General features: G+C 64.1%; 21 protein-coding genes. 12 read left to right on the forward strand and 9 right to left on the reverse strand.

The annotated features are described in order from the left end of the window. Positions 1–211 precede the first annotated feature (211 nt). From JQ609_RS14430 to JQ609_RS14445, 4 genes are all read right to left on the reverse strand, one after another. Complete coding sequence (locus JQ609_RS14430; RefSeq protein WP_212273889.1) at positions 212–955, reverse strand: Crp/Fnr family transcriptional regulator; 744 nt, start codon at positions 953–955, stop codon at positions 212–214. Positions 956–1,036: 81 nt separating this feature from the next. After that, positions 1,037–1,459 carry a DUF5413 family protein gene (locus JQ609_RS14435; RefSeq protein WP_212273890.1) on the reverse strand — a complete coding sequence of 141 codons (423 nt, stop codon included), beginning with the start codon at positions 1,457–1,459 and terminating at the stop codon, positions 1,037–1,039. Between the two features lie 111 nt (positions 1,460–1,570). Further along, positions 1,571–3,184 (reverse strand): hypothetical protein, encoded by a 1,614-nt coding sequence (locus tag JQ609_RS14440; protein WP_212207271.1) that lies wholly within the window; start codon positions 3,182–3,184, stop codon positions 1,571–1,573. Between the two features lie 37 nt (positions 3,185–3,221). Beyond that, positions 3,222–4,514 carry an adenylosuccinate synthase gene (locus JQ609_RS14445; protein WP_212273891.1) on the reverse strand — a complete coding sequence of 431 codons (1,293 nt, stop codon included), beginning with the start codon at positions 4,512–4,514 and terminating at the stop codon, positions 3,222–3,224. A 373-nt stretch (positions 4,515–4,887) separates the two neighbouring features. Between JQ609_RS14445 and ybaK the strand changes: the two genes are divergently transcribed. Next, positions 4,888–5,361 (forward strand): Cys-tRNA(Pro) deacylase, encoded by a 474-nt coding sequence (ybaK, locus tag JQ609_RS14450; RefSeq protein ID WP_212207269.1) that lies wholly within the window; start codon positions 4,888–4,890, stop codon positions 5,359–5,361. A 4-nt stretch (positions 5,362–5,365) separates the two neighbouring features. Here ybaK and JQ609_RS14455 read toward each other — a convergent pair whose 3' ends face one another. The 4 genes from JQ609_RS14455 to JQ609_RS35070 are packed head-to-tail and all read right to left on the reverse strand — an operon-like array spanning position 5,366 to position 8,514. Continuing rightward, positions 5,366–6,565 (reverse strand): MFS transporter, encoded by a 1,200-nt coding sequence (locus tag JQ609_RS14455; protein WP_212273892.1) that lies wholly within the window; start codon positions 6,563–6,565, stop codon positions 5,366–5,368. Between the two features lie 17 nt (positions 6,566–6,582). Beyond that, on the reverse strand, positions 6,583–6,762 hold the full coding sequence (locus JQ609_RS14460; protein WP_212207267.1) for a hypothetical protein: 180 nt from the start codon (positions 6,760–6,762) through the stop codon (positions 6,583–6,585). Positions 6,763–6,778: 16 nt separating this feature from the next. Further along, positions 6,779–7,384, reverse strand: coding sequence for an isochorismatase family protein (locus JQ609_RS14465; RefSeq protein ID WP_212207266.1), 606 nt, complete (start codon positions 7,382–7,384; stop codon positions 6,779–6,781). Then, positions 7,381–8,514, reverse strand: a complete 1,134-nt coding sequence (locus tag JQ609_RS35070) for a GNAT family N-acetyltransferase (protein WP_249127986.1) — start codon at positions 8,512–8,514, stop codon at positions 7,381–7,383. Before JQ609_RS35070 ends, JQ609_RS14465 begins: the two co-directional genes overlap by 4 nt. 239 nt (positions 8,515–8,753) lie before the next feature. Between JQ609_RS35070 and JQ609_RS14475 the strand changes: the two genes are divergently transcribed. From JQ609_RS14475 to JQ609_RS14525, 11 genes are all read left to right on the forward strand, one after another. Then, on the forward strand, positions 8,754–9,761 hold the full coding sequence (locus JQ609_RS14475; RefSeq protein WP_249119326.1) for a LysR family transcriptional regulator: 1,008 nt from the start codon (positions 8,754–8,756) through the stop codon (positions 9,759–9,761). A 9-nt stretch (positions 9,762–9,770) separates the two neighbouring features. Beyond that, a complete protein-coding gene (locus JQ609_RS14480; RefSeq protein WP_212207264.1) occupies positions 9,771–10,163 on the forward strand; it encodes a helix-turn-helix transcriptional regulator in 393 nt (130 codons plus the stop codon). Between the two features lie 162 nt (positions 10,164–10,325). Next, complete coding sequence (locus tag JQ609_RS14485) at positions 10,326–11,252, forward strand: DMT family transporter (protein ID WP_212273893.1); 927 nt, start codon at positions 10,326–10,328, stop codon at positions 11,250–11,252. A 76-nt stretch (positions 11,253–11,328) separates the two neighbouring features. After that, the gene (locus JQ609_RS14490; RefSeq protein WP_212273894.1) at positions 11,329–12,129 is read left to right on the forward strand and encodes an MlaD family protein; all 801 of its coding nucleotides are present in this window, start codon (positions 11,329–11,331) and stop codon (positions 12,127–12,129) included. Positions 12,130–12,313: 184 nt separating this feature from the next. Then, positions 12,314–13,456 carry an alpha-hydroxy acid oxidase gene (locus JQ609_RS14495; protein ID WP_249127988.1) on the forward strand — a complete coding sequence of 381 codons (1,143 nt, stop codon included), beginning with the start codon at positions 12,314–12,316 and terminating at the stop codon, positions 13,454–13,456. 139 nt (positions 13,457–13,595) lie between these two features. Next, positions 13,596–13,892, forward strand: coding sequence for an antibiotic biosynthesis monooxygenase (locus JQ609_RS14500; protein WP_212273895.1), 297 nt, complete (start codon positions 13,596–13,598; stop codon positions 13,890–13,892). Positions 13,893–14,088: 196 nt separating this feature from the next. Continuing rightward, the gene (locus tag JQ609_RS14505; protein ID WP_212273896.1) at positions 14,089–14,634 is read left to right on the forward strand and encodes a TRAP transporter small permease; all 546 of its coding nucleotides are present in this window, start codon (positions 14,089–14,091) and stop codon (positions 14,632–14,634) included. Position 14,635: 1 nt separating this feature from the next. Continuing rightward, positions 14,636–15,943 (forward strand): TRAP transporter large permease, encoded by a 1,308-nt coding sequence (locus JQ609_RS14510; RefSeq protein WP_212273897.1) that lies wholly within the window; start codon positions 14,636–14,638, stop codon positions 15,941–15,943. A gap of 41 nt (positions 15,944–15,984) precedes the next feature. Next, positions 15,985–16,947, forward strand: a complete 963-nt coding sequence (locus JQ609_RS14515) for a TRAP transporter substrate-binding protein (protein ID WP_249119328.1) — start codon at positions 15,985–15,987, stop codon at positions 16,945–16,947. A 256-nt stretch (positions 16,948–17,203) separates the two neighbouring features. Then, positions 17,204–18,139 (forward strand): DMT family transporter, encoded by a 936-nt coding sequence (locus tag JQ609_RS14520; RefSeq protein WP_212273898.1) that lies wholly within the window; start codon positions 17,204–17,206, stop codon positions 18,137–18,139. 136 nt (positions 18,140–18,275) lie between these two features. After that, positions 18,276–19,253, forward strand: a complete 978-nt coding sequence (locus JQ609_RS14525; RefSeq protein WP_212273899.1) for a tripartite tricarboxylate transporter substrate binding protein — start codon at positions 18,276–18,278, stop codon at positions 19,251–19,253. Between the two features lie 97 nt (positions 19,254–19,350). On the opposite strand, the gene JQ609_RS14530 is transcribed toward JQ609_RS14525, so the two are convergent. After that, positions 19,351–21,036 (reverse strand): methyl-accepting chemotaxis protein, encoded by a 1,686-nt coding sequence (locus JQ609_RS14530; protein WP_212207256.1) that lies wholly within the window; start codon positions 21,034–21,036, stop codon positions 19,351–19,353. Positions 21,037–21,116 lie beyond the last annotated feature (80 nt).

Genomic DNA, 21,116 nt, shown 5'->3' on the forward strand with positions numbered 1-21,116 from the left:
TCACCAGGTGCAATAGCAAGGCATGTGCCAGCGGCTCTGTCGCTGCGTGCGAAGCGGTGGGCGAGCGGTAGCCCCCTATGATTCCAGCATAAAATGTCTTTGGGGCATGGCCTCTTTGCTCTGTCAGAAAATTTCCTACGGTGTTCCGATGCGGGGTCGCTGGGCAGCGGACCCGTCCAGATGACGTAGGACGCGCCGTCGCTGAAGAGCGCTAGTCGTCGTCGGCGGATGCTGCTGCTGTAAGCAGATCAAGACGCTGGATCACGAGCATGCCCCGCTTCTGCCGAAGCACGCCCTCTTTCTGCATCCGGTTGAGGCTGATGGTGACCCATTGCCGCGTCGCACCAATGAGATTCGCGATTTCGGCATGGGTAAAGGCGGCTGCGATCACGATGCCGCCGTCACTGGATTCTTCGTCAAAGCCATAGGTTTTGGCGAGATGCAGCAGGACCTGCGCCAGGCGTTGCGACAGCGAGCGCGTGCCGAGCATCTGCGCCAGCGAGGAATAGCAGCGCGCCTTGAAGCTGAGCGCCTCGATGATTTCGATCGCCAGATCCGGCACGTCGCGGGCCAGATCGCGCAAGCCTGCGCCCGGAAGATGCGTGACGGTGCTGTTCTTCGCCGCAACGGCGGACCAGACATGAACGCCGCCGTCAAAGATTTCGGGACCGCCGACGAAGTTGCCAGGCAACCAGTAGGCCAGGGTGATCTCCTTTCCCGAAGGCGCGGTGTAGTAGCTGCGAACAAGGCCGCTTTCGATGATCACGATACCATCGTGCACATCGCCCTGAAGGAACAATGTCTCGCCGCGCTGGTAGGATTGTTTCCTGCCATGGCGCTCGACGCGCTCTCGCGCCGCCGGCGGAAGGCGGCCGATCAGACTCTGTTGACGGGTGACCGCCTCGTCAGCCTCGGTGAGAAGAATGCCGGCGGTCTTATCGCCAATGTCTGACATTGCATCCCCTGGACCGAGGCCTTCGCTGGACCCGGAAACGGACGGCGACCGGTGTCCACGCCGACACGGTCCTGCCCTGGATTACGTCGAATGCACCGGCGCCTGTTCGTCGGCATATCTGTGCGCCAGCCACGACGACAGCACCGCGGGCACGCCGCCGACCAGTCCGTAAAGGATGAACTGCATCACGCCGGTATCCGGGCCGCGCGAGCCGTAGAGCAGTTCCGTGACCGTGAACCCGATCACGCCCACGATGCATAGGCGCACCCACCAGGGAATCCGCCGCACGTGGTACAGGATGTCGTCGATGGCGCCGATCATCAGCGCCGGCACGACGCCGAACAGATAGCTGTATTGCAGCGTCTTGGCGAAAGTGCCGAAGAATTTCCCGACCTCCTTCCAATCGGTCTGGGCCCAGTAGCCGGAAGCCATCGTGATCGCGAACAGCATCAAGAGCCCGCCGACGAACGGGCCGATGGCTCCGAAGATCAGATAGCGTTTCATGGACCGTCCTCTTCCAATCGCGGGATCAGATGCGGTCTCAGTCTTACGATGATCTTGCGAAAAATTCGACAGGCTTGACGGAAGCGTTGTGAAACAATCCGCCGCCGCCCCCTACTCGCCCCAGGCCGCGAACGCCTCGTTGAACGCCCGCTCGCCCGGCGCGCCCTTTTCGATCGCGATGATGGCGCGGCGCTGGTTGACGTAGACCAGCGGCACGTCGAACCAGGAACGCTCCTTCAGGAGCTGCAGATTGCGGGCGCGGTCGGCGTCGACGTTGGAGAGGCCGACCAGGAAGAAGCCGTCGGTGACCTTCACGGCGAGGCCCGCCAGCGGCGTGCCGCGCGCCTGCTCGTTGGATTTCATCAAAATGCCCGGCACGTTGCCGACGCCGCCGCCGGAGAAATCCTGCGGCAGGATGAAGGTGAGCTCCGCGGTGTGGCTTGCGGGGAGCGAGGTGTCGGTATTGCGGCGGAACGACATCGTCATCTTGAACTTGCGGTCGGGAATTTCGATGTCGGCGCGCACGCTGATATCAGGCTTCTGGTTGCCGCTCGCCTTGATCGGTTCGGTACGCCAGATCACCGAGCCGACATATTGCTTGCCCTTGGGATCGGACGGGTCCTCGTCATACAGCACCACGCGCTGCGCCACCGGCGCCACCTGCTCCGACGACGGCTGGCCGACGCGATCGGGGATCTTCGGCTTCGACTGCGGCGCCGACGGATCCTTCGGCGCTTCGACGACCGGCGACGACTTGAACAGGCCAGAGACGATGGTCAGCGCCTGCTTGCCCCAGACGATACCGGCGCCCACCAAAATCAGCACGATGCCGACCGCGATCGCGCTCTTGAACGGGAAAGCCGCGCCGACCCGGCGTGGCTTTTTCGGCTCGCGGTCGCCGTTTTGGCCGATCCGCGAACGCTGCGGCGGCGGCTGCATCGGGGCAGCCTGCGGCGAATAGCGGTCGGCCTCCTCGAGCGACTCTTCATAGGAATACGGCGCTTCCGGATCGGCGCCGCGGTTCTCCATGCTCGGCTCGAGCCGGTCGAACTCCGGCGAGGGCGAGGGCACGTTGGCGTAGGTCTTGCGCGCCGAGCGGTTGGCCTGGGCCGCGGCGCGGCCGAGATCGTCGGCGTCGGCGGCGATGTCGCGGAAGCCGCGCATGCCAGGGGGCTGCGGCATCTGCGGCGCTGAATTGTCGGGGCCGCGGCGCGCCGCGCCTGACCGTTCACGGGTCGGCGGCAGCGGCGGTTCCTGCCCGGGCGGCAGCTGCGGCGGGCGTGGTGGCGGCGGGGGTGGCGCATCGGGCCGCAGGTTGCGCGGCGGGCGCTGCTGGTCGCCGTCACCAGACGGCGGACGGGGTTCGCGCGCGGGCGGCGGCGAAGCCGGGCGCGGACGGGGTGGGTTAGCAGCTGGCGCGCCGGATTCCGGCGGGCGCGCATTGGCGCGGCGGAAGGCGTCGCCGCCACGCGCAGCCCCGGCGCCGCCGGGCCGCGAGGCGTCGCGGGCGCGCTGGGCGGCCTCGGACTCGACCTTGCGGACGGCCTCTTCCAGCGACAGCCGCTCCCGAGTGATTTCCGATTCGCTCAAAGGCGGCTGCACGCTGCGCAGCTGCGCGATCAGCGCCGAGCGGGCCCGCTCATAGAGCGCACGGCGGCTCTCGCCGGGAGCACTGGGGTCCAGTCCGGCAATGGCGCGGGCGATCAGCGGGTAGTAGTCAGCCATAACGACTCAACAATGCGGACTTATGGGTAACAACTCGTTAAGCCTCGAACGGGTTTTGAACGAGAATAGTATCCTCGCGTTCCGGGCTGGTGGAAAGCAAGGCGATCGGACAGCCCACCAATTCCTCGACCCGGCGGACATATTTAATGGCCTGGGCCGGCAGATCCGCCCAGGAACGGGCATTGGCGGTCGGCTCCTTCCAGCCCTCGATGGTCTCGTAGATCGGCACCACCCGGGCCTGGGCGCCCTCGCCGGCCGGCAGATGGTCGATTTCCTTGCCGTCCAGCATGTAGCCGGTGCAGACCTCGATCGTGTCGAAGCCGTCGAGAATATCGAGCTTGGTCAAGGCGAGGCCGGTAATGCCGCAGGTTCTTGCGGCCTGCCTTACCAATACGGCGTCGAACCAGCCGCAACGCCGCGGCCGGCCGGTATTGGTGCCGAACTCGCGGCCCCGTTCGCCGATCTTGCGGCCGATCTCGTTGTCCAGTTCGGTCGGGAACGGGCCCTGGCCGACCCGCGTCGTATAGGCCTTGCAGATGCCGAGCACATAGCCGACCGCGCTCGGCCCCAGGCCGCTGCCGGTCGCGGCCTGCGCCGCCACCGTGTTGGACGAGGTGACATAGGGGTAGGTGCCGTGATCGACGTCGAGCAGCGCGCCCTGCGCGCCCTCGAACAGGATGCGCTTGCCCTCACGGCGCTTGAGATCGAGCAGGCGCCACACCGTCTCGGCGTAGGGCAACAAATGCGGCGCCAGCGCGGTGAGGTCCTTCAGGATGACGCCGCCGTCGAACTCCTCCAGCCCGAGGCCGCGGCGCAGCGCGTTGTGGTGCGCCAGCAGGCGGTCGATCTTGTGCGGCAGGGCGTCGAGGTCGGCCAGGTCCATCAGACGGATGGCGCGGCGGCCGACCTTGTCCTCATAGGCCGGGCCGATGCCGCGGCGGGTGGTGCCGATCGCGGTGCCGGCGTTGGATGATTCGCGCAAGGCGTCGAGCTCGCGGTGCAGCGGCAGGATCAGCGTGACGTTCTCCGCGATACGGAGATTTTCCGGGCTGATGGCGACGCCCTGGCCCTTCAGCCGGGTGACCTCATCGAGAAAGGCCTGCGGATCGAACACCACGCCGTTGCCGATGACGCCCAGTTTCGATGGCCGCAGCACGCCCGACGGCAGCAGCGCCAGCTTGTAGGTCTCGCCATTGATGACGAGCGTGTGGCCGGCATTGTGGCCGCCCTGGAAGCGCACGACGATGTCAGCCTGCTCCGACAACCAGTCGACGATCTTGCCCTTCCCCTCGTCACCCCATTGGGCGCCGACGACGACAACATTGGCCATTTCTAAGCGTTTCCCTGCGACTCACGTGGTTTCAGCATGACTTCCCCGGAAAACTACTGCCCACTTTCCGGATCATGCTCTCCGGCATGGTTCAGGTTGAACCACGCCGTCGAATGTTTCTTTAGTTCGGGCATGATCTTCTCGGAAAACCGGTATCCACTTTTCCGGATCATGCCCGTAGCTTGCCCAGCCCAAATCACGGCCTTAAGGCCGTTCGCATGCGAGGCAGCCCAACCGGATAAAGGAAGCAGCCCGTCTAGGCAAGCAAGAAGCAAGCTTTGGGGGGCGTCAAAAAGGAGGACAACCCTTTGATATCCCCCAAAAATTTGTGGCGGCGCGAAGGCGGCCGCATGAACGCGGAGTAATCTGGCAAATGTCTAAAACCACTCCTGCGACAAAGGCGCTGGAAAAGCTCGGCGTGAAGTTTGTGCTGCACAGCTATGTCTATGATTCCAACGCCGACAGCATCGGCCTGCAGGCGGCCGAGGCGCTCGGCGTCGCGCCCTCCCGCATGCTGAAGACGCTGATGGCCGAGGTCGACGGCAAGCCGGTCTGCGTGGTGGTGCCGTCGGACGGCGAAGTCAGCATGAAGAAGCTCGCCAGCGCGTTCGGCGGCAAGGCCGCGAAGATGATGCGCCCGGCGGATGCCGAGCGGCTCACCGGCTATCATGTCGGCGGCATCTCGCCGTTCGGGCAGAAGAAGCGCGTGCCGGTCGCGATCGAGGCCGCCGCGCTCGGCCACGCGACCGTGTTCCTCAATGGCGGGCAGCGCGGATTGCAGGTCGAACTCGATCCTGATGACGCGATGCAGGCGCTCGGCGCGATCGCGCAGGCCCTGACGGTGTGAGGGTTCAAGACGCCGCGCGCAGTTTTGCTTTGGGGCTCGGCTGCGCGAAATCGCAGCGCTTTGCGACGACCAGGAACAACAGGACCAGCGGCACCATCGATGCCAGCAGCGCGGCGCTGGCGACCAGTGCTGCCGCCGGCGATCCCCAGGCGTCCTGCAGGCTTCCGGCGGCGGTGGGTCCGGCCGCCATCAGCACGTAGAAGCAGGTATAGAACAGGCCGAAGCCCATCGACCGGTCGGCCGGCTCCAGCACCCTGGCAGGCATCGACAGGATCGCACCCGACATCGGACCGATCGCGACGCCAAAAATCAGGCATGCGATCGTCGAATGAAAATTCTCCACGAACAGCATCAGCGCACAGGCCGCGATCAGGCTGCAGGCAATGATCGCGGTGATCGGCCGGCCGGCGCGGTGCACGAGATAGCCGCCGGCCGGAATGGCGAGAATGGTGAACCAGATCGACAGGCTCGTCAGCGACGCCGCAACCGTCGGCGAAGATCCCTGCGCCACCATCAACAGCGGTGCGTAGCTGAAGAACAAAACGCAGGCGAGATTCATCGCGCCCCAGATGGCGCCCGATATCACCACCGGCATCAGCGCCGCACGCGGAAGCCGTCCGCGGCCGGCGGCCTCCGCCTGGGCCAGCTGCGCCGCGCGCGGAATCATCGCAAACGCCAGCAGCACTGCCACCGAACAGATCGCGGCCGACAGCATCACCGCCTGCCAGCCGAGCGAATGGGCGATCCAGGTCTGGATCGGCAGCGCGATCATGGCGCCGAACGGCCAACTCATCTGCAGGAACGACATCGCCAGCACCATCTCGCGGGCGTCGAACCAGTCCGCCACCATCTTGGTCGCGACCAGACCCACGACCGTGCCCCCGACCCCGCCAACCGTGCGCGCCGCCAGCGCGAGGGCGAGATCGCCGGAATAACTCAATGCCAGGCCGGAAACCGCCATCAGCACCAGGCCCACGATCCCGAGCGTCTTTTCGCGGCCCCGGCTTCCGAGCAATCCGGCCGGGAACGCGACGAGGACGCCCGGCAGCATATAGGCGCCGAGCAGCATGCCGACTTCCGAATAGCCGATGCCGAGATCGGCCATCAGAAGATTGGCCGCCGACCCGATCGATTGAAACTGGAATCCGATGGCCGCGCGCGTCGCGAACAACACCGCAAGGATGATCCACCTGCGTCCGGGCATACGGATACTCCCGGGGTTCAATCGCTGCGTTCGCCGCTGAGCACGTTGGAGAACTCGGATAATTCGTCCTCGGAGACCTCGTGCAGCGAGAGGCGCAGCTGCATGATCGCAAGATCGACCAGATGGCCGGCAAAGGAGACGCCGCCCGAAACCAGCAAATTGCGCTGCTCTACCAGCACCGGAAGCACATTACGCAAACGACGCGCACTTAACTCATCCATAGCAATGCCCTTTGAGAGGTCGCTGCGACGTCGCGACCAGCCACTGGCCGGTGGTGGCGACGTCGGCGAAAAGTTCGATCGCCCTTGTGGCGAGCACATGCACGGCGGCGGCGTCGGTATTGGGCCGCGACCGGCTCACGGATGCATCGCTCAGGAAGGTGACGCTGTGCTCCCTGCGCGCGGCATCCATCGCCGTCGCAAGGCAGGTTTCCTCGGCGACGAGACCGGCAATGGCGAAGCTCCCGGCCTGCGAGACCACGCTTTCGAACAAATGATTGCTGTAGCAGGACGGTTGCTGGCGCTCGAACACCATGTCCGACCGCCGCGGCTCGAGACCGGAAATCCACGCCGACTGGCTCGAGCGTTCGAGTATGCCCGGGCCATCGCCCCGACCCTCGGCTTGCCGCGTGAACGCGATCGGTATGGCAAACTCGCGCGCATGCCGGATCGCGGCCAAGCAATTGTTCAGCGACCGCTGGATGTCTCGCGCGTTGTCCCTGGCCAATGCGGCGTAGTTTTTCTCCTGCAGGTCGACCATGATCAGCAGGCGGCCACGCGATGCGCCGACATAGGTTCGCAAATCAATGACCGAACTCATTGGACATCCGCCGCTTGGCAAATTCCCCGGCTGGTGGATTTTTCGAGGATGCCCGGTCTATCCCAGCGGCCTTCGGGACGAATCAGCACGTAGGGATCGTCGTTGAGGGTGATGCATTGCGGATGCTTCTCGGTCTCGAGTTTGACCTCGACATAGTCAAAGTCGGAAAACACGAACTTGCGGCCGGGCGAGCGCTTGAAGCCACGTTGCTGCCAGAAGCCGAGCAGCCGGGCCTGCGCATGCGCGTACAGCACGCGGTAGCCCTTCTTCCGGCACAGCTCGATGGCCGTGTCCACGATCTGGCCGGCCAGGCCGGCGTTGCGGCTTTCGTTGCGGACGGCCAGCCGTTCGAGCTTGGCGAAATCCGCAAAATAGCGGATCCGCATGCAGCCGACTGGCTCGCCATCCTTGTGGCAGATCAGATGGGTGGCGGAGAAATCATTGCCGTCGAATTCCTCTTCGAACGGGCAATGCTGTTCGCCCATGTAGACCGCTCCGCGGATCGCAATGACGCGCGCCATCTCGTCCATCGAGCGGACGACCTCGACGGTGACCGGCTCGGGCGGCATTGCCTTGACCCGCGGAAGATCCTTCGAGCGGTCGAACATCTGCAGATGCGGAACGAACAATTCCTCGTAACTTGCGCCCGGTTGGAAGCCGAGCGGCTCCAGCACCCGCAGGCCGCCCTTGGTGATGGGACGCGAATAGAGGTTGACGCCCTGGTAGAGCGGCGAGGAGATTTTCTGCAGCACCAGCGGGATCGCCGCCGCGAGCGTGCCCTTGGCATGGATCGCCCAGACATAGATGCCGGCCGGACGCTCCGATTGCCGCGCGACGTAGCACAGCTCGGGATCCTTGGTGTTGAGCCGGCCGTCGAGCAGCCGGCGCATGCCCTCATGGGTCAGCGGCAACACTGCAAGGAAGCCCTCGCCCTTGGGGTCGCCGATATCGAACCGGTCGCTTCGCGCGATGGCCCAGAAAATATCGGGGTTGTGGCGTGCCGCCGCCTGCAGGATTTCGTTCTTGGTTAATCCCGGTATGTCGGCGCGGGCCCTGTCAACCAGCGAGGCGATGCCGGCGGCCCCGACGGTGAAAATCACCGTGCGTCTGGCCACTTGAAGATTGGTCATTCTCTCGAGAGAATGGGCCGTAGACCGGCTGGCGGGAACCGAGCGGCTGGCGCGAGCGTGCTCCCGGGCGGATTTTCTGATCAGATCGATGTCGAGCGCGTTCATTGATCGTCTCTTGATTGTGTAAGGCTTGGTTTTCTGCCAAGAATAGAAATATCGATCCCTTAAATTAGAAGGCGATAAACGAGGCGATTTGTATGCACTCAGGTGAGCGCAGGGGCGCGCACAACGGCGCGCACATGCCAGGACGAATGGCGAACTGGGATCTGGTGCGGATTTTCCTGGCGGTCGCCCGAACGGGGAGCTTCCGCGCCGCGGCTGCGCAGCTGAACATGTCCGCCAATTTCCTCAGCAAGCGAATTTCAGTCCTGGAGAATGCCTACAAGACGCCCCTGATGACCCGCCACGTCGACGGCATCAGGCTGACGCCGGAAGGCGAGGCGGTTCTGGACGCCGCCAAACGGATGGAAGAGGCGTCCTTCGGGCTCGACCGCGCGCTAAGCCGGGCGACGCCGGCGCTCACCGGAGAGGTCCGGCTTGCCGTGACCGAAGGGCTCGGCACTTTCTGGCTGGCGCCCCGGCTGGTCGAATTCCAGCGGGTCTATTCCGGCCTCTTGGTCGATCTGAAATGCGAGATGCGATCGGCGGACGTGCTCCGGCTCGAAGCCGATGTCGCGGTGCAACTCGAGGAGCCCGCTAATCCCAACCTGAAGCGGGTCAAGATCGGCCGGCTTCACATCATGCCGTTCGTCAGTCCATCCTATGTCGAAATCTACGGCATGCCGACGGACCTGAAGGACCTGCAGCAAAACCATCGCATGGTGATTCAGGACGCAGAGCAGACCAAAGGCAGGGAGATGTACGAACGGCATGCCGCACGCGAACAGCTCGGCTTTGTCGCGATGCGCAACAACGTCTCGAGCGCGCATGTCTGGGCCGTTTCCAAGGGCGCCGGCATCGGCTGGTTGCCGACCTACATACCGGCGATCGCCGGGCCCTTGATTCCGCTCGATCTCGGCGTCCAGTTTCCACTCGATATCTGGCTCACCTACCATCCCGATGCGAAGCGGATTCCACGCGTCAAGCAATTGATCGACTGGACCATCCAGGCGTTCGACGGCCGCAAATATCCGTGGTTTCGCGATGAGTTTGTCCATCCCAATGATTTGCAGAAAACCTACAAGGGTGAGCCGCTGGTGAATCTGTTCGCGGGTTTCATGAAAGAATCACGGTCAAAGATTGGCTGAGCGAGGCACATGAGCAAGTCGACCGACGGGCAAATCGATCAACTGGTGAAGGCGCGATGGCTCGCGCTCGGGCTTTCGCAGAACGATCTTGCGGAAGTACTCGCTGGCCAGCCGACGCCGAAAGCCAACAACGGGTCGGGCCGCGTTAGCGTCGGCCGCCTGATGCAGGTGGCGGACGCGCTCGGCGTCTCCCACGATCTGTTCGAGGGCCTGTCGCCGTCGACCAGGCCGCAAAAGCCGCAATCCGGTAACGCCAGTGCCGATACGATGCAGGCGCTGCTCGAACTGCGCTTGCTGCGCGTGTTCCGCGAGCTGCAGGACAACAATACCAAGCGGATGCTGATCCAGCTCGCCGAACAGATCGTCAAGCGTCAGGCCGCAGGCCCCGACGAAGCGGGTTAACCGGAACGCCGCGCATCTCCCTCCGCGCATGGTCGCGATGCATCTGCCCCATTGATGAACCCGGCAAATCGGTGTCTGTGACACAGGCCGGGCGACCTTCTCCGGCCCGGCTTCCGTCGCCGGGCGGGCCGCGGCGTCATGAACCGGGCCTTGTCTTTGCGAATGTCTGCTTCCGAACCCAACGCGCCCGTGCAGCCCGCGACCTGGATCGCCAACCAGCCATATTTGTTGCTCAGCATCACCGCGCTGTGCTGGGCCGGCAACGCCATCGTCGGCCGCCTCGCCGCGGGGCATATTCCGCCGGTGACGCTGTCGTTCCTGCGCTGGTCGTTCGCGTTCCTCATCATTCTTCCCTTTGCCTGGAAACATCTGGTGCGCGACTGGGCCGCGATCCGCGGCCGCCTCGGCACCATGATCGTGCTCTCGATCACCGGCATCGGCGCCTTCAACACCCTGCAATATTGGGCGCTCGAACACACCCAGGCGCTGAACACGCTGCTGCTGCAGTCGGCGGCGCCGCTGATCGTCGCAGTGTGGTCGCTGGTCCTGTTCGGCGTGCGGCTGACACTGGCCCAGGCCGGCGGGGTTCTGCTGTCGCTGGCCGGCGTGCTGGTGATTCTGCTGCACGGCGATCTCACTACGCTCAAGAACATCGAGTTCAACAAAGGCGACCTCATCTTCACCGTGGCGCTGGCGATCTTCGGGCTTTATTCGGTGCTGTCGCTGAAACGCCCCGCCATCCATGGCCTGTCGTTCGTCGCCTTCACCTTCGGCGCAGGTGCTGCGTGCCTGATCCCGCTGTTCGTCTGGGAACTGTTCGCACGGCCCCTGATGCGGATCGACACCGCCAACCTGTTGACGCTGTTTTATGTGGCGCTGTTTCCCTCGACGCTGGCCTATCTGTGCTTCAATCGCGGGGTGCAGCTGATCGGCGCCAACCGCGCCGCGCCCTTCTTTCATGTGGTGCCGGTGTTCGGAACCGTGATGTCGATCGCCTTCCTCGGCGAGCACCCGCAGCCGTTCCACTTCCTGGGGTTCGCGCTGGTCCTGACCGGGGTGTTTGTGGCGTCGCGAAAGCAGCCCAGCTAGCTTTGGACAGCCCGGTTGCGGTGACTTGCAGCGGCAAATCCGCTATCTACTGGGCCTGCTTCGCAGGATTTCGCTGATGGCGCGCGCCAGCAATCTGATGATCGGGACCTTGACCCTGGCGTTGATCGCCGGGTCGCTCGGCTCGTTCCTTGGCTATCAGAAATTCGCCGGCAATAAGCAGAAGACGCCGTTCCGGGTGATCTTCGAGGGCTCCGCTTCCGGCCTGCGCCAGGGCGGCAGCGTGAATTTCGCCGGCGTGCGGGTCGGCGAAGTGGTGTCGATGAAACTGGATAATCCCCGCCGCGTCGTCGTGCTCACCATGATCGACGGCAACACCCCGGTACGCCGGGACACCCAGGTCGGCCTCGAATTCCAGGGCCTGACCGGCATCGCCGCGATCTCCTTTACCGGCGGCACGGTCGATCCGCCGCCACTCGGCGCCGACGGCATTCCCGAACTGACCGCGGATCCGGAAGGACTGCTGGACATGCAGGCACGAATCCGCGTGGCGCTGCGCAACGTCGACAAGATCATCGCCGACAATGAAGTCGCGGTGAAAGACACGCTGCGCAATTTCGAAACGTTCACGGCCTCGCTGTCCGGCAGTGGCGAGCGGATCAGCAACATCATCGGCACCGCCGACGACGGCATCAACGCGGTCGACGGAGCGCTGACCAAGACCCGGGATTTCCTCGGCGGGCTCGGGAGCGACAAATATGGCGGCGACCTGTTGCCGACCGTGATTTCGATGCGCGAACTGATCGTAAGCTTCGACAAGAAGTCCGACACGGCGCTGAAAGAAGCCCGGAAAATGCTGATCGATCTCAGCCAGTCCATCAACAACAGCAAGTTTGCTGCGCCCCCCGCCAGACGCTAAAGCGCTCTCTGTTTGAGCATGATCTTTTTCGGAAAACCGCTTCGCACTTTTCCGGATCATGCTGTAGCGTCTTGCCCCGATAATAACCAAGAACAGGGACTGCTCCGCCGTGCTCGATAAATCCGCTGGTCTGACCGCTCCGCCCGCAACAGTGACCCGGGCCACGAGCGCGGTTCCACGTCACTTGAAACGCTATCTCTCGCTCGACGATTTCGAAGCCACGGCGCGGCGGCGGATTCCGAAATTCCTCTACGGCTATATCGCCGGCGGTGCCGAGACCGACGCCGCGGTCCGCGACAACCGCACGGCCTTTGACGAATACGGTTTCGTGCCGCGCGTGCTCAACGACGTCTCCGGCCGCGACCAGACCACGACGCTGTTCGGCAAGACCTACGCCTCGCCGTTCGGCATTCCGCCGATGGGCTCCTCGGCGCTATGCGCCTATCGCGGCGACATCGTGCTGACGCGGGCGGCGGCCGCCGAAAACGTGCCGATGATTCTCTCCGCCTCCTCGCTGATCACGCTGGAGGACGTGCGCCGGGAAAATCCGGCCGCCTGGTACCAGGCCTATCTGGCGGGCCTGCCCGCCCGTATCGAGCCCTTGGTCGACCGGGTCGCCGCGGCAGGCTACGACACGTTCGTCGTCACCGCCGACGTGCCGGTGCCGCCCAACCGCGAGAACAACATCCGCAACGGCTTTCAGGTGCCGCTGGCGATCACGCCACGCGTCGCCTGGGATACGGTGACCCATCCACACTGGCTGTTCGGCACCTGGCTGCGCACCGTGAAGAATTACGGCATGCCGCATTTCGAGAACATGGACGCGCAGCGCGGCCCGCCGGTGTTGGCCAAGAATCTGATGCGCAACATCGGCGCCCGCGACCAGCTCGCCTGGAAGCATGTCGAACTGATCCGCAAGCGCTGGAAGGGCAAGCTCGTCGTCAAGGGACTGGTCTCGCCCACCGACGCCCGGATCGCGCGCGAGAGCGGCGTCGATGGCGTGATGCTCTCCAACCATGGCGGCCGCCAGCTCGACTACACGATGTCCGGCCTGCGCACGCTGCCGGAGATTGCGGCCGAGGCGAAAGGCATGACGGTCATGGTCGACGGCGGCATCCGCCGCGGCACCGACGTGATCAAGGCGCTGGCGCTCGGCGCCCATTTCGTCTGGGTCGGCCGTCCCTTCCTCTATGCTGCGATCGCCGGCGGCGAGGCCGGCGTGCAGCGCGCCATCAGCCTGCTCCATGCCGAAATCGACCGCGACCTCGCGCTGCTGGGTATCCGCAGCATCAGCGAGATCACACCAGATCTGGTACGAAAGTTCTAGGGCCGGGGGCGCTCGGCGGCCCGCAGCGCATTGCAGGCATGGACGGCTCGCGCCGGCGGGTCAGGGGGCCCTATTGTATTGCCCAACCCTGTGCAGGCTGGGTATCCTCGGCCCCCTCAAAGGCGAGGGGAGAAAGCCGATGACCGCTTTCAATACGGTGCGTTTCCGAGTGAAGCCAGGACGCGATCAGGAGTTTCTGGATGCCCACAAGAACGTTGCAGCGACGTGGCCGGGCCTGACGCACGCCAACATCATCAAGACCGGCGACCGCTCCTACTGCATTATCGCCGAGTGGAAAGACATGGACGCGTGCGTCGCGGCGCGGCCGAACATGATCGCGACCCTCAATTCTTTTCGCGATACGCTCGAAGACCTCGGCGGCGGCCTCGGCGTCACGGATCCGGCGGCGGGTGAGGTCGTCCTGGCGCTGAAATAGTTCGTGTCTTCTTCGGCATCCGCAGAACGTCCCATTGACGGTTCTGAACAACTCGGAAACCCTGCCCGCTTTTCGGGATTGACTTCAGTCGCCCGTTTCGAGCACGGCTGACGGGCATTTCCGGCCAGGGACGGTTGGCTGAAGTGGTACGTCCATTGCTTCCGGGCAGTCTGCGCGTGAGGGGAAAGAACACACGATGATCCGCCTGTTTCTCGATCGGCTCTATTTGTTCTCCGGCTATCTCGCCGGACTTTTCCTGATTGTGATTTTCGTGCTGATGATGCTGCTTTCGGCCGGCCGGCCGCTCGGCATCAACATTCCGGCGGGCGACGATTTCATCTCCTGGTGCATGGCGGCCACCGCCTTCCTCGGGCTCGCCCATACGTTCAAGCACGGCGAAATGATCCGTGTCGGTCTTTTGATCGACCGCCTCAGCGACGCCGTCCGCCACTATGTGGAGATCGCCGCGCTTCTGGTCGGCACCGGCTTCATCGGCTTTTTCGCCTGGCACGCCTCGGTCATGACCTGGCAGTCCTGGAAGTTTTTCGACATTTCGCAAGGCGTCATCGCGGTGCCGCTGTGGATCCCGCAGCTCGGCTACAGCGGCGGCCTCGTAATTCTCTTCATCGCCTTTGTCGATGAGCTGATCCACGTGCTGCGCGGTTTTCCGCCGCGCTACGAATTGCCGAAACCAAAGAGCGCCGAGGAAATCGTCGAGCGCGCCATGCAGAGCGGGGTCTGACATGGAGCTGCTCTCGATCGCCGCCATCCTGCTGGGATTTCTTGCGCTGCTGCTCGGTGCCGGCGTCTGGATCGGCGTCGCCTTGATGGCGACGGGATGGGCCGGCATGCAATTCGCCGGCGGCGCCATTCCGGCGGGCAGCGTGCTGGCGACGACGGTGTGGGGCAACAGTGCGTCGTGGTCGCTCGCAGCCTTGCCGCTCTTCATCTGGATGGGCGAAATTCTGTTTCGCACGCGGCTCTCGGAAGAAATGTTTCGCGGATTTGCGCCGTGGCTGAACTGGCTGCCGGGCCGGCTTATGCACGTCAACGTGCTCGCCTGCGGCGTGTTCGGCTCGGTGTCGGGATCGTCGGCCGCGACCTGCGCCACGGTGGCCAAGATCGCCCTGCCCGAACTGAAGAAGCGCGGCTATGACGAAGGCCTGAGCCTCGGCTCGCTGGCCGGCGCCGGCACGCTCGGCATTCTGATCCCGCCGTCGATCACCATGGTGGTCTACGCCGTGCAGGCCAACGTCTCCATCATTCAGGTCTTCCTCGCGGGCTTTCTGCCGGGCTTGCTGGTGATGGCGCTTTACTCCGGCTACATCGCCGTCTGGTCGCTTGCCAATCCGAAGCGCACGCCGCCGGCCGACCCGCCGATGAGCTTTCGCAAACGCGTCTCGGAATCGCTCAATCTGCTCCCTTGTCTGCTGCTGATCGCTTTCGTCTTTCTGTCGTTGCTGATGGGCTGGGCGACGGCGACGGAATGCGCGGCCTGGGGCGTTTTGGGATCGCTCGCGATCGCATGGTGGCAAGGCGCGCTGACCTGGCAGGCGTTCTGGGCCAGCGTCATGGGCGCAACGCGGGTCAATTGCATGATCCTGCTGATCCTGGCGGGCGCATCCTACATGGGCACGTCGATGGCCTATACCGGCATCCCGCTGGCGCTCGCGAACTGGGTGAACGCTCTTCACCTCAGCCCCTATGCGCTGATCGCGGCGCTCACCGTCATGTACATCGTGCTCGGCACGGCCCTCGACGGCATTTCCATGATCGTGCTAACCACGGCCATCGTCATTCCGATGGTGAAGCAGGCCGGATTCGATCTCGTCTGGTTCGGTATTTTCCTGGTGCTGGTGGTGGAAATGGCTGAAGTCTCTCCGCCCGTCGGCTTCAACCTGTTCGTGTTGCAGACCATGAGCGGCAAGGATTCCAACACCGTCGCCAAGGCGGCCCTGCCGTTCTTCTTTTTGCTCGTTCTGGCGGTTGCCATCATCACGGTGTTTCCTGATATCGTGATGCTGCTGCCGCGGATAGCGTTCCCTGGCTAGAGAAAGGTATTGTCATGTTGAGGCTTGTTAAAACGTGCGCAATGGCTGCCGGCGTCGCGGCGCTTGCGATTTCCGCAACTGTCGCCCCCGCGACTGCGCAGACAAAATGGAATCTTCCGGCGGCCTATCCGGCTGATAATCCGCATTCGGTCAATCTGATCGCGTTTGCCAAGGACGTCGGCGATGCCACCGGCGGCAAGCTGCAGATCACCGTGCATGCGGCGGCGTCGCTGTTCAAGGCCCCTGAAATCAAGCGCGCGGTCGCAACCGGTCAGGCGCAGGCGGGCGAGGTTCTGATCTCGCTGCATGAGAACGAGGACCCGCTGTTCGGCGTCGATGTTATTCCGTTCCTGGCGACGAGCTATCCGGCAGCCAAGAAATTGTGGATCGCGTCAAAGCCCGCCGTCGAAAAGAAGCTCGCATCGCAGGGGCTGATGCTGCTGTTCGCAGTGCCGTGGGGTCCGCAGGGCATCTATGCCAAGAAGGACCTCAACACCATCGACGATATGAAAGGCCTGAAGTGGCGCGCCTATAACGTCGGCACCTCGCGCATCGCCGAACTGGTCGGCGCGCAGCCCATCACCATCCAGGCGGCGGAATTGCCGCAGGCGCTGGCGACCGGCGTCGTCAACGCGTTCATGACCTCGGGCTCGACCGGCTACGACAGCAAGGCCTGGGAAACCATGACGCACTTCTACGACACGCAGGCCTGGATTCCGAAGAACGTCACCTTCGTGAACAAGGCGGCTTTCGACGCGCTCGACAAGCCGACGCAGGAAGCGATCCTCAAGGCGGCCGTTGTCGCCGAGGAACGCGGCTGGAAGCTCGCGGAAGAAAAGGCGAAGTGGTATCTCGATCAACTCAAAGCCAACAAGATGCAGGTGTTGCCGCCGCCTGCCGCGCTGAAGTCCGGGCTCGAGAAAATCGGCGAGCAGTTGACGGCCGACTGGTCGAAGAAGGCCGGCGCCGACGGTGAAGCCGTGGTCGCCGCCTATAAGAAGTAGGACGAATAGCGCTTCATAGCGAACGCCGTCATGCCCGGCCGTAGCAGTCTGCTTTGCGCAGACTGCGCAAACTTGTCTGCGATGCCGGAGCAAGAAAGACGTGGATGGCCGGGACAAGCCCGGCCATGACGACAGACGCCCATGACTTGCTCCCGGCCGGTTCAGACCAATCAGAACATTAGCATTGCAGCCATAGTAGCATTGCAGACTCGGGACTTGTCGCGCGGCGAAAATCCGGCACAACTCCCGCGAGACGATGACCAGCCCCGCGCCACTGCCGCCCACCCGCGATCCGGTCGGCTGGCTCAACAACCAGCCTTACGTCCTGCTGACCCTGACTTCGCTGTTCTGGGCCGGTAACATCGTGCTGGCCCGGCATGTCGGCGACCACGTGCCGCCGATCACGCTGACCACGATCCGCTGGTTCGGCGTCTTCCTGATCCTGCTGCCGTTCGCCTGGCCGCATCTCAAGCGCGACTGGCCGACGCTGCGCGCCCATCTGCCGCTGATGCTGTTCCTCTCGCTGATCGGCTTTGCCTACAACAACGCGATCTCCTTCTGGGCGATGCAATACACCCAGGCGCTGAACGCGCTGCTGATCCAGTCGTCCGGCCCGCTGTTCGTGGCGATGTGGTCGCTGGTCCTGTTCGGCGTGCGGCTGACCGGCGCGCAGCTGGCCGGCATTGCCCTTTCGCTGATCGGCGTCCTGACCATCATCCTGCGCGGCGATTTCTCGGCGCTCGCCAGCATCAGCTTCAACAAGGGCGACGTGATGTTTGGCTCATCGCTGGTGTCGTTCGGGCTTTACTCGGCGCTGATGCTGCGCCGCCCGGTGACGCATCAATTGTCGCTGATCTCCTTCACTACCTGCTGCGGCGCGCTGATGCTGGTGCCGTTCTCGGTCTGGGAGTTTTCGACCGGCGCCGTGCTGAAATTCGATTTCCTGACGCTGGCTACATTGGCCTATGTCCTGATCTTTCCCTCGACGCTGGCCTACACGTTCTTCAACCGCGGCCTGGCGCTGATCGGACCGAACCGCGCCGCGCCGTTCTTCCACCTGGTGCCGGTGTTCGGCTCGGCGATGGCGATCCTGCTGCTCGGCGAGCAATTGCGGCTGTTTCACCTCGTCGGCTATGCGCTGGTGCTGGCCGGCGTCGTGATCGCGTCGCGGCGGGCCTCGGCGAGGCCATGAATTCCGTGTCCCGGACGTGCTGCGCAGCAGCCGGGGAACGCAATCGATATGCGGCGCTGTACCGCTTCCGCTTTCCCTCCGGGCAGGCTAGCTTGCCCGCCAACCCCTCAAAAAACCAAACGGGAGAAACGACCCTATGATCGCGTCCTTGAAACGATACCGGCGCATGGCGGCGGCAACATCCTTGCTGTTCGCGCTGGCATCGACGGCGTCCGCGCAGGCTCCGTATCCGAACCGCAACATCACGCTGGTGCTGCCATTCGCCGCCGGCAGCGGCACCGACACCACGACGCGGATCATCTCCAAGGAACTCGGCACCGCGCTCGGCGTCGGCATGGTGATCGAGAACAAGGCGGGCGCCAATGGCTCGATCGCGGCGAGCTATGTCGCGCGTTCGGCGCCGGACGGCTACACGCTGTTCGTGACGACCAACACCACGCATTCGGCCAATCCGTATCTGCTCAAGACCATGAACTACGATCCGATCAAGGATTTCACGCCGATCGCGCGGACCGGCGACCTGCCCTTCATGCTGGTGATCCACCCCGACATTCCCGCCAATTCGGTCGCCGAGCTGATCGCGCTGGCGAAGAAGGAGCCGGGCAAATACTCCTACGCCAGCGGCAGTTCGTCGGCGATCGTCTCCGGCGCGACCTTTGCCCGCCTCGCCGGCATCGACCTGCTGCACGTCCCCTACAAGAGTTCGCCGCCGGCGCTGACCGACGTGATCGCCGGCCGCGTCTCGATGATGTTCATCGACGTCCTGACCGGATTGCCGCACGTCAACGGCAAGGCACTCAAGTCGCTGGCCGTCACCACCAAAAAGCCCTCCGCCCTGCTGCCGCATCTGCCCACCATGGACGCCACAGTGAAGGGTTTCGACATCAGCTCATGGCAGGGCTATTTCGGCCCGGCCAATATGCCGAAGGACATGGTCACCAGGCTGAACGCGGAAATCCGCAAGATCGTCGAGCGGCCGGACACCAAGAGCCAGCTCGCCGAGCGCGGCATGGAGGCCTTCTCGAGCACGCCGGAAGAGTTCGACGCGTTCCTGAAAGAGCAGCTGGTGCTGTGGGAAAAGCTGATCGCGGATGCGGGCATCGAGAAGCAGTGAGAGCGTAGGGTGGGTTAGCGAAGCGTAACCCACCATTTTGGTCTTCACAATCGGCGGTGGGTTACGGCTTCGCCTAACCCACCCTACGACCCGCGTCTTACGCCGCCCGCACCTTGACGAGGAACTCGTCGACCGCGTTGCGCAGCATGCCGGACTGATTGTCGAGTTCGCGCGCGTTCGAGAGCACGTCGGACGCCGCCTTGCCGGTGGCTGCCGCCGCCGTGGTGACGCCGCCGATATGGGCGCTGATCTCGCTCGATCCCGCCGCCACCGACTGGATGTTGCGCGCGATCTCGCGCGTCGCGTCGCCCTGCTGTTCGATCGAGGTCGAGATGCTCACGGTGATCTCGCTCATTTGCGCGATGGTTTCGGTGATGCCGCCGATCGAGGAGACCGCCTCGCTGGTGGAAGCCTGCATTGCCGCCACCTGGGCCGAGATTTCCTCGGTCGCCTTCGCGGTCTGGTTGGCCAAAGCCTTCACTTCGGAGGCGACGACCGCAAAGCCGCGGCCGGATTCGCCGGCACGCGCCGCTTCGATCGTCGCATTGAGCGCCAACAGATTGGTCTGCGCGGCGATCGAGTGAATCAGTTTGACGACCTCGCCGATCTTCTCGGCACCGGTGGAGAGCGCCTGGACGGTGGAGTTGGTGCGCTCGGCATCGCCCACCGCCTTGCTGGCGATTTCGCTCGAACGCGCCACCTGGCGGGAGATCTCGGCCACCGAGCTCGACAGCTCTTCGGCTGCGGCTGCGACCGTGCCGACATTGTTCGACGAGCTTTCCGATGCCGCGCCAACCGTGGCGGCGCGCGCGCTGGCGTCGCTGGCGGTCGCCGTCATCGATTGCGCCGTGGTCTGCATGCCGGCGGCGGCCGTCGACACCGAGCGGACGATGCCGTTGACGCTGCGCTCGAAATCGCTGGCGATGTTCTCCATCGCGGTCCGCCGTTCGGCTGCCGCACGCGCCTGCGTCGCCGCTTCGGCCTGTTCGAGGCCGCGGATCCGCACCGCATTGTCCTTGAAGATCTGCACGGTTGCCGCCATCGCGCCGACCTCATCGCCGCGCCCGAGACCGGGAATTTCACCGTCGATCTTGCCATCGGCCAGCGCCTGCATGCGGGCGCCGAGTTCGCCGAGCGGCTTTGAGATGCTGCGGCCGATCATCCAGGCGATGCTGCCCGCGATCACGGCGATGCCGAGAATGGCAAGCCCCAGCAGCCACGCGATCGGCTTCATCTTGGCGTCGAGATCGTCCAGATAGGCGCCGGTGCCGACGAACATGTTCCAGCCGGGGATTCCGACCGCGTAGGAAACCTTGCGGATCAATGTCTCCTGGCCGGGTTTCATGTATTCGTAGGGCAAGGTCACTTCGCCCTTGGCCGCGACGCCGTCGCGCAACTCGCGCGCGAGTTTTCTGCCGTTGGTCTCGACGTCGAGGCGGTTCTGACCGATCTGCTTGGGATCCGGCGTCACCACCGCGACGCCATCCATCGTATAGGCGAACACGTAGCCTGAGCCCTTGTCGAAGGTCAGCGTAACGCCGCGGCGGCCGAATTCGGCGATCGCCGCTTCCTTGGTGAGCTGGCCCGCTTCAACCTGCTTTTGCAGCCCCAGCGCCATGTTGCGCGCCATTTCGACGATCGCCCTGGTCTGGTCGATGCGCGCGTTCAGCATCTCGCGCTGCATCAGGTGGCCCGCGAGCACGCCGGCCGCGCACAGGCCGAGCAGCGTCACCCCCACCAAGATACCGAGCTTGGGGGTGATCTTCAGATTTGACAGCTTCACAGGGGAATCTCCGGGGAATGCACGCGGGACGCGATTGGCGAATTGATTCGCCGCACGTTATCGTGCGAGCCTTTAGCGCT

Origin of the sequence: Bradyrhizobium sp. AUGA SZCCT0169, assembly GCF_018130085.1 — a bacterium.
Classification (GTDB): Bacteria; Pseudomonadota; Alphaproteobacteria; order Rhizobiales; family Xanthobacteraceae; genus Bradyrhizobium.